The 15,112-nt window shown below is 72.3% G+C and carries 14 protein-coding genes; 3 read left to right on the top strand and 11 right to left on the bottom strand.

The features are described from left to right. Positions 1–135 precede the first annotated feature (135 nt). Positions 136–732, bottom strand: coding sequence for a dienelactone hydrolase family protein (locus IE109_RS01505; protein WP_373297615.1), 597 nt, complete (start codon positions 730–732; stop codon positions 136–138). A gap of 5 nt (positions 733–737) precedes the next feature. On the opposite strand from IE109_RS01505, the gene IE109_RS01500 reads away from it, so the two are divergent. Further along, positions 738–1,916 carry a mechanosensitive ion channel family protein gene (locus tag IE109_RS01500; protein WP_189548556.1) on the top strand — a complete coding sequence of 393 codons (1,179 nt, stop codon included), beginning with the start codon at positions 738–740 and terminating at the stop codon, positions 1,914–1,916. Positions 1,917–1,991: 75 nt separating this feature from the next. Here IE109_RS01500 and IE109_RS01495 read toward each other — a convergent pair whose 3' ends face one another. The 5 genes from IE109_RS01495 to IE109_RS01475 form a co-directional block, all read right to left on the bottom strand. After that, positions 1,992–3,578, bottom strand: coding sequence for a Na+/H+ antiporter (locus IE109_RS01495; RefSeq protein ID WP_189548555.1), 1,587 nt, complete (start codon positions 3,576–3,578; stop codon positions 1,992–1,994). A 61-nt stretch (positions 3,579–3,639) separates the two neighbouring features. Further along, on the bottom strand, positions 3,640–4,107 hold the full coding sequence (locus IE109_RS01490) for a GNAT family N-acetyltransferase (protein ID WP_189548554.1): 468 nt from the start codon (positions 4,105–4,107) through the stop codon (positions 3,640–3,642). After that, the gene (locus tag IE109_RS01485) at positions 4,104–5,045 is read right to left on the bottom strand and encodes an RluA family pseudouridine synthase (protein ID WP_189548553.1); all 942 of its coding nucleotides are present in this window, start codon (positions 5,043–5,045) and stop codon (positions 4,104–4,106) included. Before IE109_RS01485 ends, IE109_RS01490 begins: the two co-directional genes overlap by 4 nt. A 17-nt stretch (positions 5,046–5,062) precedes the next feature. Further along, positions 5,063–5,623, bottom strand: coding sequence for a signal peptidase II (lspA, locus tag IE109_RS01480; RefSeq protein ID WP_189548552.1), 561 nt, complete (start codon positions 5,621–5,623; stop codon positions 5,063–5,065). Between the two features lie 58 nt (positions 5,624–5,681). Continuing rightward, positions 5,682–6,863, bottom strand: coding sequence for a TraR/DksA family transcriptional regulator (locus tag IE109_RS01475; protein WP_229890431.1), 1,182 nt, complete (start codon positions 6,861–6,863; stop codon positions 5,682–5,684). Here IE109_RS01475 and IE109_RS32925 point away from each other — a divergent pair. Both IE109_RS32925 and ileS read left to right on the top strand, forming a co-directional pair. Further along, entirely contained in the window at positions 6,841–7,377 is a 537-nt protein-coding gene (locus IE109_RS32925) for a hypothetical protein (RefSeq protein ID WP_229890429.1), read from the top strand. The genes IE109_RS01475 and IE109_RS32925 overlap by 23 nt on opposite strands. A gap of 536 nt (positions 7,378–7,913) precedes the next feature. Next, positions 7,914–11,045, top strand: a complete 3,132-nt coding sequence (gene ileS, locus IE109_RS01470) for an isoleucine--tRNA ligase (protein WP_189548550.1) — start codon at positions 7,914–7,916, stop codon at positions 11,043–11,045. 289 nt (positions 11,046–11,334) lie between these two features. Here the strand turns inward: ileS and IE109_RS01465 are convergent, their stop codons facing one another. The 5 genes from IE109_RS01465 to pgeF form a co-directional block, all read right to left on the bottom strand. After that, a complete protein-coding gene (locus IE109_RS01465) occupies positions 11,335–12,423 on the bottom strand; it encodes a DivIVA domain-containing protein (protein ID WP_189548549.1) in 1,089 nt (362 codons plus the stop codon). A gap of 56 nt (positions 12,424–12,479) precedes the next feature. Next, complete coding sequence (locus tag IE109_RS01460) at positions 12,480–12,776, bottom strand: YggT family protein (protein WP_064071639.1); 297 nt, start codon at positions 12,774–12,776, stop codon at positions 12,480–12,482. Positions 12,777–12,845: 69 nt separating this feature from the next. After that, on the bottom strand, positions 12,846–13,472 hold the full coding sequence (locus IE109_RS01455; RefSeq protein ID WP_189548548.1) for a cell division protein SepF: 627 nt from the start codon (positions 13,470–13,472) through the stop codon (positions 12,846–12,848). 142 nt (positions 13,473–13,614) lie between these two features. After that, the gene (locus IE109_RS01450; RefSeq protein WP_189548547.1) at positions 13,615–14,334 is read right to left on the bottom strand and encodes a YggS family pyridoxal phosphate-dependent enzyme; all 720 of its coding nucleotides are present in this window, start codon (positions 14,332–14,334) and stop codon (positions 13,615–13,617) included. A gap of 4 nt (positions 14,335–14,338) precedes the next feature. Beyond that, a complete protein-coding gene (pgeF, locus tag IE109_RS01445; protein WP_189548546.1) occupies positions 14,339–15,103 on the bottom strand; it encodes a peptidoglycan editing factor PgeF in 765 nt (254 codons plus the stop codon). Positions 15,104–15,112: the final 9 nt, after the last annotated feature.

Raw genomic sequence — 15,112 nt, 5'->3', positions numbered from 1 at the left:
CCGCCGTGACCCGAGCCCCCGCAGCCCCTGGTCACGGGCCCTCCGAACGGCCCACGGGGACGGTGTCGCGGTCACGCGACGCGACACCGTGCCCCGCGCCGGGACCGTCCCGCCCGGGACCGTCCCGGCGCGGACTCACAGGCTCTCCAGGAAGGCCGTCGCGATCGACCAGGCCCGCTCCGCGGCGTCCTCGTCGTAGTCCGGCAGGCCCGGGTCGGTGAAGATGTGCCCGGCACCGGGATAGCGGTACACCTCGGTGTCCGCGCCCGCCCGCCCCATCTGCAGGTACCAGGCGTTCAGCCAGTCGTGCGGCTCGAACGGGTCCGGGTCTGCGACGTGCAGCTGCACGGGCAGCCCGTCCACGGAGGCGTTCGGCGCGATGTCGGACGTGCCGTGCATCAGCAACAGCCCCCGCGCCCGCTCGTCACCGAGCGCCATGGTCTGCGCGACGGACGCGCCCAGGGAGAACCCGGCGTAGACGAGCCCTTGCCCGGAGTAGGGCGCCGCGGCCAGGACGGCCCTCTTGAGCAGCTCTTCCCTACCGATCTCCTCCTTGATCGCCATGCCCTCCTCGATCGTGTCGGCCGTTTGACCGCCGTAGAGGTCGGGCACGTGCACGTGGTGCCCGGCGGCGCGCAGCCGGTCGGCTGCGGCGTGCACGGCCGGGCGCGGACCGTAGGCCGAGTGGAAGAGCATGATGTTCATCCGGCCATCCTGCCAGCTGGGATCCAGGAGCCATGGAGAACGTACTGCGCCCGTTGACCGTCGTCGGTGGGTCGGTCGTGTTCACGCTGGTCGTCGGCTACCTCGCCGACGTCACGCTGCGCCGAGCCGACGCCCGGCACCACGAGACCCCCCTGTGGGGGCTGTTGCGCCGCTGTCGGCTGCCCTTGCAGGTGGTGTTGCTCACAGCGCTGCTGCGCGGCTCGTACCGGCAGACGCAGTGGTCGGTCATCGAGGACCGCGAGGCCGGGATCGGCCAGGTCCTGTCCCTGGTGCTGATCGGGGCGAGCGCGTGGCTGGTGGTCCGGATCGCCGCGGCCATAGTCGAGTCCAGTTACGCCCGGTACGCCTCGTCCAGCCGCGACACCGCGCGCGTGCGCCGGGTCCGCACCCAGGTGACGCTGATCATGCGGATCGTCACCGCCGTGGTCGGCGTGGTGGCGGTCGCCGCGATGCTGCTGACGTTCCCGGACTTCCGGACGATCGGTACGTCGATGCTGGCCTCCGCGGGGATCATCGGCATCGTCGCCGGTGTCGCCGCCCAGTCGACGCTCGGGAACCTCTTCGCCGGCTTCCAGATCGCCTTCGGCGACATGGTGCGCATAGGCGACACCGTGGTGGTGGACGGCGAGTGGGGCGTGGTGGAGGAGGTCACGCTGACGTTCCTGGCCGTACGGACGTGGGACGAGCGGCGGATCACCATGCCGGTGTCGTACTTCACCAGCAAGCCGTTCGAGAACTGGTCCCGGGGCGGCGCCCAGATGACCGGCACGGTCTTCTTCCACCTGGACCACTCGGCGCCGGTGGGCCTGATGCGCGAGAAGCTCAAGGACATCCTCGCGGACTGCCCCGCCTGGGACGGGCGCGACTGGTCGCTCGCCGTCACCGACACCACCCCGAGCACGATCCAGGTCCGGTCGGTCCTCACGGCGAAGGACGCGGACGACATCTGGACCGTGCGGTGCGTCGTCCGCGAGCAGATGATCACCTGGCTGTGCGAGGAGCACCCGTACGCGCTGCCCCGCGTCGCCACGTCCGCGGCGTCGCTGCCCCCGGACGGCCAGTGGCCGGCGCGCGGCAGGGCGATCCCGCGCCAGCCGCGCCCCGCGGAGGTCCACAGCAACAACGCGGACAACTACGTGCTGGACGGCGACGCCCCGGCCAAGGACGCGCCCCGCACGGGCCGCGGCTGACCCGCCCGGCCCCCCGCCCGCGTTCCCACCCCCGTCGCTCCCGGGGCCGCCCGGGCGCCCCTCCGGGCCGGGGCGTCACCGCAGGCTGCGCACGTCCAGGTGGCGCAGCACGCGGTCGACGACTTCCGGGTCGGCGCCGGGCTCGCTGCGGGCCGCCAGGACCTCGTGGCGGGCGGCCGACATCAGTTCCCGCTGGACGCGCTGCATCACCTTGAACCGCTCCGCCCGCTTGGCGGAGGCCGACCGCCGCTCCTCGTCGACCAGGTCGGGGCTGATCCGCACCCCCACGTCGAAGGCGACGCGGTGGAGCCGCTCCTGGAGCTCGTCCGGCAGGTCCTCCACCTCCTGGATCTCCTTCAACCGCCGTTTCGCGGCCCCGGCGGCCCGGAGGGCGAGCTTCCGTTCCAGGTCCCGCTCCGCGTCCGTGTCGGCGCGCACGCCGAGCCTCCTCACCAGCCACGGCAGGGTGAGCCCCTGGAGCACGAGGGTCGCCATGATGACGCAGAACGCGATGAACACGATCTCGTCCCGGCCCGGGAACGGCGACCCGTCCTCCGTGCGCAGCGGGATCGCGAGGGCCAGCGCGACCGACGCCACGCCCCGCATGCCCGCCCACCACATGACGACGGTCTCCCGCCAGCTCATGGGGATCTCCTCGTCGTAGTCCCGCCGCGTGTGGAGGCGCTTGGCGAGCCACGTGGCCGGCAGCAGCCACAGCAGTCGTACGCCGACCACGCACGCGACGATGGCGGCGCCCCAGCCCAGCATCCGCAGCTCCCGCCCGTCGGACGTGCCGAAGACGTTGTGCAGCTCCAGGCCGATGAGCCCGAAGGCGACGCCCGTGACGAGGGTGTCGACGATCTCCCAGAAGGTGCGCCCCGCGATCCGGCCCATGACGTCGTCGGCGTCCGTCGCGTGTTCGGCGAGGAACAGGGCGGTGACGAGGACGGCGAGGACCCCGGAGCCGTGCAGCTCCTCGGCGAGCACGTACGACACGAAGGGCACCAGGAGGGTGAGGCCGGTCTGGAGCGTGGCGTCGCCCAGCAGCTCCATCAGCCTGTTGGACAGCCATCCCAGCGCGAGCCCGACGACCACGGCGACGACGGCGGACAGCACCAGCTCGCCCGCCGCCCGCCCCCAGGAGAACGTTCCGCCGACGGCCGCGCCGATCGCCACGTGATAGAGCACGATCGCCGTGACGTCGTTGAACAGCCCCTCGCCCTCCAGGATCGACACGAGCCGGCGCGGCAGCCCCAGGGAGCCCGCGACGGCCGTCGCCGCGACCGGGTCGGGCGGTGCCACGAGGGCGCCGAGCGCGACGGCCGCGGCGATCGGCAGGCCCGGTACCACGGCGCTCGCCACGGCGGCGACGGCGGCCGTGGTGACGAAGACGAGCGCCACCGCCAGCAGGAAGATGGGGCGCTTGTTGGCCGTGAACTGCCGCCACGACGTCCGCTGCACCGTCGCGTAGAGCAGGGGCGGGAGCACCAGCGGGAGGATGAACTCCGGCGGGATCTCCACGTTCGGCACGAAGGGCAGCAGCGCGAGGACGATCCCCGCGAGCGTCATCAGGACCGGCGCGGGCAGGCTCAGCCGTTCCCCGAGGGGGACGGTCACCACCGCCCCCAGCAGCAGTACGAGCAGCAGAGCCAGCTGGTCCATGGCGCGCCCTCCGGCCGTTCACTCCACGACGATGATCAGGGGTTCAACCCTGCCACGGGAGTCACAGCCTGCGGCGCATCGCCAGGTGCGGTATGCCCGCGTCCTGGAACTCCTCGCCGTACGCCTCGTACCCGAGCCGCTCGTAGAAGCCGGTCGCCCGGGTCTGGGCGTGCAGGTCCACCGCCGTCAGGCCGCGCGCGCGTGCCGCGTCCTCGATGGCCCGCACCAGGGCGGCGCCCACCCCGAGGCCCCGCGCGGGTCCGGCCACCGCGAGCCGGCCCAGCGAGCCGACGCCCTCGGCGCCGCCGGTCTTCCCGGCCGCGTCGGCCCCGTACAGCAGCCGGCCGGTCCCCAGGGCGGCCCCGTCGGCGCGGCGTACGGCCAGCACATGGACGGCGGTGGCGTCGTACGCGTCGTACTCGAGGTCCTCCGGCACGCCCTGCTCGACGACGAAGACCTCACGGCGGACGGCGAAGCCCGCCTGCCGGTCGGCGTCGCTCAGGGACTCCCGTACGACGAATGCGCTCATGCGCTCTCCGCGGCGATCCTGTCCAGGGCGGACCGGAGGTCCGCCGGGTAGGTGCTCTCGAACTCGACCCACCGGCCGTCGGCCGGGTGCTCGAAGCCGAGGCGCACGGCGTGCAGCCACTGCCGGGTGAGGCCGAGCCGCTTCGCCATCGTCGGGTCGGCGCCGTAGGTGAGGTCGCCGACGCACGGGTGGCGGTGGGCCGACATGTGCACGCGGATCTGGTGGGTGCGGCCGGTCTCCAGCTTGATGTCGAGCAGGGAGGCCGCGCGGTACGCCTCGATCAGGTCGTAGTGGGTCACCGACGCCTTGCCGTCCGCCGTCACGGCCCACTTGTAGTCGTGGTTCGGGTGGCGGCCGATCGGCGCGTCGATCGTGCCGCTCAGCGGGTCCGGGTGCCCCTGCACGAGCGCGTGGTAGCGCTTGTCGACGGTACGGTCCCGGAACTGCGCCTTGAGCAGTGTGTACGCCCGCTCCGACTTGGCCACGACCATGAGCCCGGAGGTGCCGACGTCCAGGCGGTGGACGATGCCCTGGCGCTCGGCCGCGCCGGACGTGGAGATCCGGTACCCGGCCGCCGCGAGGCCGCCGATCACGGTGGTGCCGGTCCAGCCGGGGCTGGGGTGCGCGGCCACGCCGACCGGCTTCACGATCACGACGATGTCGTCGTCGTCGTGGACGATCTCCATGCCCTCGACGGGCTCGGCGACGATCTGCACGGGGGCCGGGGCGCCGGGCATCTCGACCTCGAGCCACGCGCCCCCGCTCACCCGCTCGGACTTGCCGACGGCGGCGCCGTCGACGAGCACCTTCCCGGCGGCGGCCAGCTCTGCCGCCTTGGTCCGGGAAAACCCGAACATACGGGCGATGGCGGCGTCGACACGCTCGCCTTCGAGGCCATCGGGAACGGGCAGCGTACGGATCTCGGGAATCGTGCTCACCCGTCGAGTATGCCTTGTCAGTCCTTGTGAACGGTCCCGTCCGGGTCCAGCCCCCGGAACGACAGGATCACAATGAGGAACCCGCCACACACGATCGCCGAGTCCGCCAGGTTGAACACCGCGAAGTGCGCGGGCGCGATGAAGTCGACGACCGCGCCCTCGAAGACGCCGGGCGAGCGGAAGATCCGGTCGGTGAGGTTGCCCAGCGCGCCACCGAGCAGCAGTCCGAGGGCGATCGCCCACGGCAGGCTGTACAGCTTGCGCGCCAGCCGGATGATCACCACGATGACCGCCGCCGCGATACAGGTGAAGATCACCGTGAAGGCCTCGCCCATCCCGAACGCCGCGCCCGGGTTGCGCACCGCCACGAACCGCAGCCAGTCGCCGATCACCTGGATCGGCTCGTGGTGCTCCAGCCTGGCCACCACGAGCATCTTGCTGCCGAGGTCGAGCAGGTAGGCCAGCATGGCCACGACGAAGAGCGCCATGACGCGGCGCCTGCCCCTGGGCGGCTCCGCGGGCGCCGCGGCCTCGTCGTCAAGATCCGGCGTACCGATGGTGCGCTCCACCTCTGCCACGTGAGTCCCTCAACCTAGGTGCCTACTGAGCACGAGGGTACGGCACACACGTGCGGGTTCAGCCTCGCCGTTCCTGCTTCTGCTTGTCCTCCACGCACAGGGTGGCGCGCGGGAAGGCCTGCATGCGCGCCTTGCCGATCGGCTTGCCGCACACCTCGCACAGCCCGTACGTCCCCGCGTCGAGCCGCTGCAGCGCGTGCTGGGTCTGTTCCAGCGTGGCGCGGGCGTTGGCGGCGAGCGCCATCTCGTGCTCACGGGTGATGTTCTTGGTGCCGGTGTCGGCCTCGTCGTGCCCCGCGCCGTCCCCGGAGTCCCGCATCAGCCCGGACAGGGCCTCCTCGGAGGCGGCGATCTCCGCCTGGAGGCGGGTCACCTCGCCCTCCAGCTCGGCACGCGCCTCCGCGACCTCCTCGGGGCTCCAGGGCTCCTCCCCGGGCCGTACGGCGAGTTCCTCCGGTGCCGTTCCGGCGACGCCCCGGGCGGGGGGTACGGCCGAGGCGGCCGGTGCCGTGGTCACGTCCGCGGTCTTCTTCGCTGCCACTGTCCTGGCTCCTGTCTGTTCCGCGGCCTCGGCCGCCCCCTCGGCCGCGGTCGCGGCCTTTCCCGCGGCCTTGGCGGCCGCGCGCTTGCTTCCCGTCCGGCTGCCGGCGGCGCCCTTCGCGTCGCCCGGCTCACCGGCCGCCCTCCTACGAGACGCCGCCCCGGCACCCTTCGCCACCCGGGACGGGTCCACCGCCGCGTCCTGTTCCCCGGCCGCCGCCGTGGCGCTCGCCTTCCGGCGGGACGCCGGCTTCCGGGACGCCGGGGCCTCCGCGTCGCTCCGCCCGGCGGCCGTCCTCCGCTCCGCCGGCCCGCTCCGGCCCGCTCCGGGCGCGCGCGCCTCTTCGCCGGCCGTGCTCCCCGTCACCGCCCCACCACCGCCGGCCTTCCCGGCGGACACCTTCCGGGCGGTCGTCTTCTTGGCGGTCGTCTTCTTGGCGGTCGCCTTACGAGCGGGCGCCTTCCCGGCAACCGTGGCGGCCTCGCCGGCGGACGCCTTGCCGGCGGGCGCCTTGTTGGCGGGCGCCTTACGAGCGGGCGCCTTCCCGGCAGCCGTACTCCCCGTCACCGCACCGCCCTCCCCCGCGACCGCCCCGCCACCACCCGCCTTCCCGGCGGACGCCTTCTCGCGGACCGCCTCGTCCGCGCGGGGCACCGCTTTACCGGCAGTCGCCTTCTTGCCCTTCTTTTCGGCGGCCACACCCGCGCCGGCCGTCTTCTTCGCGGGCGCCCTCCCGCTCGTCGCCTTTTTGACGGCCGCCTTTCCGCCGCCCGGGGCGGCAGGCGCCTCTTCGGCGGTCCTCCGGCCCCCCGCCGGAGCGGTCGTCCCCGCCGCCCGCCGTCCGCCCGGCTTCCCGGCCGCCGGGCCCGCCCGCTCGGCGGCCCCACGGCCGGAGGACGCGGCGGACCCCCGCGGCGCCGACGCGGCGGCCTCCGCCGTCTCCGCCCGCTTCGCGGACCGGTCGGCCTTCTTCGCGGCAGCGGCGGCGCCGCGCTCGGGGGCCGCCGCGCCCCCGGACCTCTCCGCGACCGTCTTGCGCGCGCGTGCCGCCGGCTTCGACGCCGTGCTCGCCGTGCTCTTCTTCCCCGTCGTGTCCTTGGCCGCCGCGCCCTTCGCGGTAGCGGTGGATCTGCCGGACGCCGCCTTCTTCGCGGCGGTCTTCTTCGCGGCGGTCTTCTTCGCCACCATCTCGCGGCCCCTTCACATATTGTGATCTTGCTCGCGAATCGTGCTGGGACGATAAATCGACTCAAGCCCCGCGGCAACGGGGCACGCCGCCGTCGCGGACGCCCCGTGCCCGCGGCGGGGGCGACCTGCATCCGTTGTGCCCAGCTCCCAGCGCCGCAAATCGCCCCCTGAGGCGTCCTGGGGCGGCCGGACCGGGTGTGGCCATTCGGGTCACGCGACCGCCGTGCGCAAAGCGGTCGGCCGTTGTCCGACCGGGCCCTTACACTGGGCTCAGCGAAAGGCTTGGATGGGGACGAGTAGCGTCGTACGCAGCCATGAGCGACCCGGGGACGGTGAGAGCCCGGGGGCGAGCCCGATGTGAAGCATCACCCCGGAGCCGCCGGAAGAAAGCCCGCGCGGGCGACCGCGGGGTGAGTAGAACCGGCATCGCGACCCCAATGAGGGGGCTCAGGGCGCCGCCGAGGCGTCCGGGGCCAAGGAGGGTGGTACCGCGGGAGCCGGCCGCAGCGCAGGCGCTCTCGTCCCTCCGACGGAACGAGGAACAGTCCGCCGGAGGATTCGATGTCGCAGTACCGCCAGGTACCCGCCCAGGTCGACCTGCCCGCCCTCGAGCACGCCGTGCTCGATTTCTGGCGCGAGGCCGAGGTCTTCCAGAAGTCCCTTGAGCAGTCCGAGGGCCGCCCCGAGTGGGTCTTCTACGAGGGCCCGCCCACCGCCAACGGCATGCCCGGCGCGCACCACATCGAGGCCCGCGTCTTCAAGGACGTCTTTCCCCGCTTCCGCACCATGCGCGGCTACCACGTCGCCCGCAAGGCCGGCTGGGACTGCCACGGCCTGCCGGTCGAGCTCGCCGTCGAGAAGGAGCTCGGCTTCTCCGGCAAGAAGGACATCGAGGCGTACGGCATCGCCGAGTTCAACGCCAAGTGCCGGGAGTCGGTGACCCGCCACACGGACGCGTTCGCCGAGCTGACGACCCGGATGGGCTACTGGGTCGACCTGGACGACGCGTACCGCACCATGGACCCGGAGTACGTGCAGTCGGTCTGGTGGTCCCTGAAGCAGATCTTCGACAAGGACCTGCTGGTCCAGGACCACCGCGTCGCCCCCTGGTGTCCCCGCTGCGGCACCGGCCTGTCCGACCACGAGTTGGCGCAGGGCTACGAGACGGTGGTCGACCCCTCCGTCTTCGTCCGCTTCCCGCTGACCTCCGGCCCCCTGGCGGGCGAGGCCGCGCTCCTGGTGTGGACGACGACCCCCTGGACCCTGGTGTCCAACACGGCCGTCGCCGCCCACCCCGAGGTGACCTACGTCGTCGCGACCGACGGCGAGGAGAAGCTGGTCGTCGCCGAGCCCCTGCTCGCCAAGGCCCTGGGCGAGGGCTGGGAGGCCACCGGCCGGTCCTTCACCGGCGCCGAGATGGAGCGCTGGACCTACGAGCGCCCCTTCGCCCTGATCGACTTCCCGGCCCCCGCCCACTACGTGGTCAACGCGGAGTACGTCACCACCGAGGACGGCACCGGTCTGGTCCACCAGTCCCCCGCGTTCGGTGAGGACGACCTCAAGGTCTGCCGCGCGTACGGCCTGCCCGTCGTGAACCCGGTCCGGCCCGACGGCACCTTCGAGGAGGACCTGCCGCTGGTCGGCGGCCAGTTCTTCAAGAAGGCCGACGAGGCCCTCACGGCCGACCTCCAGGCCCGGGGACGGCTCTTCAAGCACATCGCGTACGAGCACAGCTACCCGCACTGCTGGCGCTGCCACACGGCGCTGCTGTACTACGCCCAGCCGTCCTGGTACATCCGCACGACGGCCGTCAAGGACCGGCTCCTGGAGGAGAACGAGAACACCAACTGGTTCCCGGACTCCGTCAAGCACGGCCGCTTCGGCGACTGGCTGAACAACAACATCGACTGGGCCCTGTCCCGCAACCGCTACTGGGGCACCCCGCTGCCCATCTGGCGCTGCGAGGAGAACCACCTCACGTGCGTCGGCTCGCTCGCCGAGCTGTCCGAACTGACGGGCACCGACCAGTCGTCCCTCGACCCGCACCGGCCGTACATCGACGACGTGACCTTCCCCTGCCCCACCTGCCGGGAGACGGCCACCCGCGTCCCGGAGGTCATCGACGCCTGGTACGACTCGGGTTCGATGCCGTTCGCGCAGTACGGCTACCCGTACAAGAACAAGGACCTGTTCGAGAAGCGCTACCCGGCGCAGTTCATCTCGGAGGCCATCGACCAGACGCGCGGCTGGTTCTACACGCTCATGGCCGTCGGCACCCTCGTGTTCGACAAGTCGTCGTACGAGAACGTGGTCTGCCTCGGGCACATCCTGGCCGAGGACGGCCGGAAGATGTCCAAGCACCTGGGCAACATCCTCCAGCCCATCCCGCTGATGGACCAGCACGGCGCCGACGCCGTGCGCTGGTTCATGGCGGCCGGCGGCTCGCCCTGGGCGGCCCGGCGCGTGGGCCACGGCACCATCCAGGAGGTCGTCCGCAAGACGCTCCTCACGTACTGGAACACGGTCGCCTTCCAGGCGCTGTACGCCCGTACGTCGCAGTGGGCCCCCTCCGCCGCCGACCCGGCCCCGGCCGACCGCCCGGTCCTGGACCGCTGGCTGCTCTCCGAGCTGCACGCGCTGACCGACCAGGTCACCCAGGCGCTGGAGGCGTACGACACCCAGCGCGCCGGCAAGCTGCTCTCGGCGTTCGTCGACGACCTCTCCAACTGGTACGTACGCCGCTCCCGGCGCCGCTTCTGGCAGGGCGACAAGGCGGCCCTGCGGACGCTGCACGAGGTCGTCGAGACCGTCACCCGCCTGATGGCCCCGCTCACGCCGTTCATCACGGAGCGGGTCTGGCAGGACCTGGTCGTCCCCGTGACCCCCGACGCGCCCGAGTCCGTCCACCTCTCCACCTGGCCGGAGGCCGATCTCTCCGCCATCGATCCCGCGCTCTCGTCCCAGATGGCCCTGGTGCGCCGCCTGGTGGAGCTGGGCCGCGCCACGCGCGCGGAGTCGGGCGTGAAGACCCGCCAGCCGCTCTCCCGCGCCCTGGTGGCCGCCACCGGCTTCGAGGCCCTGTCCTCCGAGCTGCACGCGCAGATCACGGAGGAGCTGAACGTCACCTCCCTCGCGTCGCTCTCCGAGGTGGGCGGCTCGCTCGTCGACACGACCGCCAAGGCGAACTTCCGGGCCCTGGGCAAGCGCTTCGGCAAGGGCGTCCAGGACGTGGCCAAGGCGGTCGCGGCGGCGGACGCGGCGGCGCTCTCCCTCGCCCTCCGCGACGGCGAGGCGACCCTCGACGTCAACGGGGAGACGATCACTCTCACCCCGGACGAGGTGATCATCACGGAGACCCCGCGCGAGGGCTGGTCGGTCGCCTCGGACGCCGGCGCCACGGTCGCCCTGGACCTGGAGATCACCCCGGAGCTGCGCCGCGCGGGCCTGGCCCGTGACGCGATCCGGCTGATCCAGGAGGCCCGCAAGAACAGCGGCCTGGACGTCGCGGACCGTATCGCCCTGCGCTGGGAGTCCACCGACCCGGAGGTCGTCGCGGCGCTCGGGGACCACGCCGAGCTGATCGCGGACGAGGTGCTGGCCACGGACTTCGCGTCCACCGACGCGGACGCCTCGTACGGCGAGCCGTTCACCGACGAGGGCCTGTCCCTCACGTTCCGCCTCCGCAAGGCGTAGCGAACCACCGAAGGGCCCGGCCACCGACAGTGGCCGGGCCCTTCCTCGTCCGCACGCACCGGCCGCCCGGCACTTGGCGCCGCACGGCACCCACCACGCCCGGCAGCGGCCGACGGCGACCCCCGGCGGGCCACCCGTCACGGGGCCCCACGGCCGAGGGGGCCCGGCGCCGACCCGGCACCCCGCCCGGCACCACCGCGCAAAGGGCCGGGGCCCGGGACGATGTACGTCCCGGGCCCCGGCCCTTCTGCCTACCGACGGCTACGCGCGGATCGCGCGACCGCCCCCGTCAGTTGTCGTCCTCGTCGATGAGGAAGCCGCGCATCGGCGACGGAGCCTGCTGCATCGGCTGCGGCGCCTGGGGCCGCACCGGTGCCATCGGCTGCGTCATCGCGGGCGACATCTGCTGCTGGCCGCCGTAGGACGGGCCACCACCCATGGACGGACCGCCGCCCATGGTCTGGTTGCCGCCGTACGACGGGGCGCTCGCACCGGCCGACGCCATCGACGGGGACGGCGGCAGCGACGGCGCGGCGGACGGCGTCCGCGGCGGCGCCAGCGAGTCGTCGGCCTGGGTCTCCAGCTGGCGCAGCTGGCTCTCCAGGTAGGACTTCAAGCGCGTGCGGTACTCGCGCTCGAAGCCCCGCAGGTCCTCGACCTTGCGCTCCAGCGTGGCGCGGGCCGACTCCAGCGAGCCCATCGCGACGCGGTGCTTCTCCTGCGCGTCCCGCTCCAGGGCGTCCGCCTTGGCGCGGGCGTCGCGCTCCAGACCCTCGGCGCGCGAGCGTGCCTCGCCGACGATCTTGTTGGCCTCGGAACGGGCCTCCGCGATCGCCTGGTCGGCGGTCTGCTGCGCGAGGGAGAGGACACGGGCCGCGCTGTCGCCGCCGGGGCCCTGACCGGGCTGCGGCATCTGCGGGCCGTGACCGCCCATGGGGCCACCCATGGGACCGCCCATCGGGCCACCCATGGGGCCGCCCTGCATGGGGCCGGGGCCGTGCTGGCCCTGCGGGCCGCCGTGGCTGGGACCGGCCGGCAGCTGAGGAGCACCACCGGGCAGCTGGGGGGGACCCATCTGCGGGGGCTGCTGCTGGACCGGCGGACCCGATATCCCGGCGGGCACGGGGGCCCCGGGGCCGACGGGCCGTTGGTCCTGCTGCTCCGGAGGCTTGCGCATACCCTGCTGCTGCTGGTTCTGCGCGGCCGCGCGCGTGGCGGCGGCGAGCTTGGCGCGCAGGTCCTCGTTCTCACGGAGCAGACGCGTCAGTTCGGCTTCGACCTCGTCGAGGAAGGCATCGACCTCGTCCTCGTCATAGCCTTCTCGGAGGCGGACGGTCGTGAACTGCTTGTTCCGCACGTCCTCGGGGGTCAGCGGCATCTTTCCTTCACCTCTACGTAGTCGTCGGCAGTCGGCAGGACCGTATCGCTACACCCTCACACCCTCATCATGAAGCTGTTCACGATGGAGATCAGGATGTAGACGATGATCATCAGAACGAAGAAGGACAGGTCGAGTGCCACGCCCCCGAGACGCAGCGGCGGGATGAACCGCCGCAGAAGCTTCAGTGGTGGATCGGTGACAGTGTAGGTGGCCTCAAGAACGACCACCATCGCCTTCCCGGGTTCCCATGAACGGGCGAACTGGAAGACGTAGTCCATGACCAGCCGGAAGATCAGGACGACAAGGAAGCACATCAGAGCGATGTAGATCACTTGTAGTGCGACGCTCATCCCGCGCTTCCCTCTCCCCTGATCCCATGTTCACCGGCCCTCCGGCCGGCCGTTCCCGGTGTCGTGCTCTCAGCTCTGGTTGAAGAATCCGCCCTCTGCGATACGGGCCTTGTCCTCCGCCGTGACATCGACGTTAGCAGGAGAGAGCAGGAACACCTTCTGCGTCACTCGCTCAATGCTGCCATGCAGCCCGAAGACGAGACCGGCGGCAAAGTCGACAAGTCGCTTCGCGTCCGTGTCATCCATCTCGGTGAGGTTCATGATCACAGGCGTGCCCTCGCGGAAGTGTTCCCCGATGGTACGGGCCTCGTTGTAGGTCCGGGGGTGAAGTGTGGTGATGCGGTAGGGCTCCCGCTCGGACACGACCTTGGGCATGATCACCGGTGCGTTCTTCTCCAGGCTCGGTCGTTCAGGTGTGATGGATGCCACGGGGGCGATTCGTGCCGGACGTCCACTTTCAGCGGGAAGCGGAACGGGGTCGCGCTGCACGGGGGGCTGCTGGACGACCCGCACCGGCTCCTCGCGCTCCGCCTGGTGCGAAGGCTGGTGCGGGGGCTGGTGGCGCCGTCGGTCGCGCTCGGGCTCCGGCTCCAGCTCGGGTTCGAAGTCGTCATCGGGGTCGAAACCCCGGCCGTCGTACCCATCGTCCTCCACGAGGCCGAGGTAGACCGCCATCTTGCGCATCGCGCCGGCCATTCTCTGAGTCCTCCGCTCTGTGGTGGATCGCCCTCACCATTAGTGGGCACAGCGTCACCACGTGCCCGCGATCCACGAGGCCTGTCCGCTGTTCGGCGGAAATGACCATATTTTCTGCTGTGGTCCGACTTGCTTCGCGACGTTACCCGAGCCGGGGTCGGTCTCCGAGTACCGCCGTACCGATGCGCACATGTGTCGCCCCGGCCGCCACGGCGTCCTCGAGGTCCGCACTCATCCCTGCTGACACCATGTTCGCAGCCGGACGGGACGCGCGCAGGCCCGATGCCAATTCCATCAGCCGGTCGAACGCGGCCCGTTGGCGCCCCGCGTACGGGCCGGCCAGCGGCGCGACCGTCATCAGCCCGTCGAGCCGCAGCCCCGGCGCGGCGGTCACCGCGTCGGCCAACCGCTCGACGCCGTCCGGCGCGACACCACCGCGCTCGCCCCGCTCACCGGACTCCGCGTCCAGGGCGACCTGGATCAGGCACCCCAGCTCGCGCCCGGCGCGCGCCGCGGCGCTCGACAGTGCGGTGACGAGCTTCAACCGATCCACCGACTGGACCTCGTGGGCGTAACCCACCACGGAACGCACCTTGTTGGTCTGCAACTGACCGACGAAGTGCCAGGTCAGGTCGAGGTCCGCGCAGGCGGCGGCCTTCGGGGCCGCGTCCTGGTCCCGGTTCTCGGCGACATGGCGGACACCCAGCTCGTGCAGCAGCCGCACGTCGCTCGCGGGGTAGGTCTTGGTGACCACGATCAGGGTCACGTCCTCGCGCTCACGTCCGGCGGCGGCGCACGCGGCGGAGATGCGCTCCTCCACTCGCGCCAGGTTCTCGGCGAGTTGCGCCTTGCGGTCCGTCATCTGCTTACCCTCCCCCGGCCTTCGGCCGGGTGGTGCCCCCATCAAGCCAGACATATGCGGCGAGTCGCCCCGTGGTGCGGTCGCGGCGGTACGAGTAGTGGTCGCGCGACTCGCGCGTGCAGACCTCCGACGCGCGCCGGTCGTGCACCCCCAGCGCGTCGAGCTGGGCGAGCACACCGGCGGTCACGTCCACGGCCGGAGTGCCCCAACTCGTCTCGGCGTGCGCCTCCGGTACGACGGCGGCGACCTCGTCCCGCATGGCCGCGGGAACCTCGTAGCAGCGCCCGCACACGGCCGGACCGGTACGGGCGATGATCCGCGACGCCTCGGCGCCCAGCGCGATCATGGCCTCGACGGTGGCCGGCACGACACCCGCCACCATCCCGGGGCGGCCGGCGTGCGCCGCGCCCACCACACCCGCGACCGGGTCGGCCAGCAGGACGGGCGTGCAGTCGGCGGTCAGCACCGCCAGGGCGAGCCCGCGACGGGCGGTGACCGCCCCGTCCACCGCCGGGACCTCCCGGTCCGGCGCCCACGGGCCGTCCACCACGGCGACGTCCCGGCCGTGCACCTGGTTCATCCACACGACCCGCCGGGGGTCGAGCCCCAGCGCTCCGGCGGCGAGCCGGCGGTTGGCCGTGACGGAACCGGGGTCGTCGCCGACCGCTCCGCCGAGGTTGAGCTCTTCGTACGGAACGGCGCTCACCCCGCCCCACCGGTCGGTGAAGGCGAAGTGCGCGCCGCTCACTGAGTCGTGCTGCCCTATCACGTCACGCGG

It is taken from the genome of Streptomyces lavendofoliae, from assembly GCF_014649735.1.
GTDB lineage: Bacteria > Actinomycetota > Actinomycetes > Streptomycetales > Streptomycetaceae > Streptomyces > Streptomyces lavendofoliae.
Note: the sequence above shows the minus strand (reverse complement) of the source record. Positions and strands in the feature narration are given on the sequence as shown.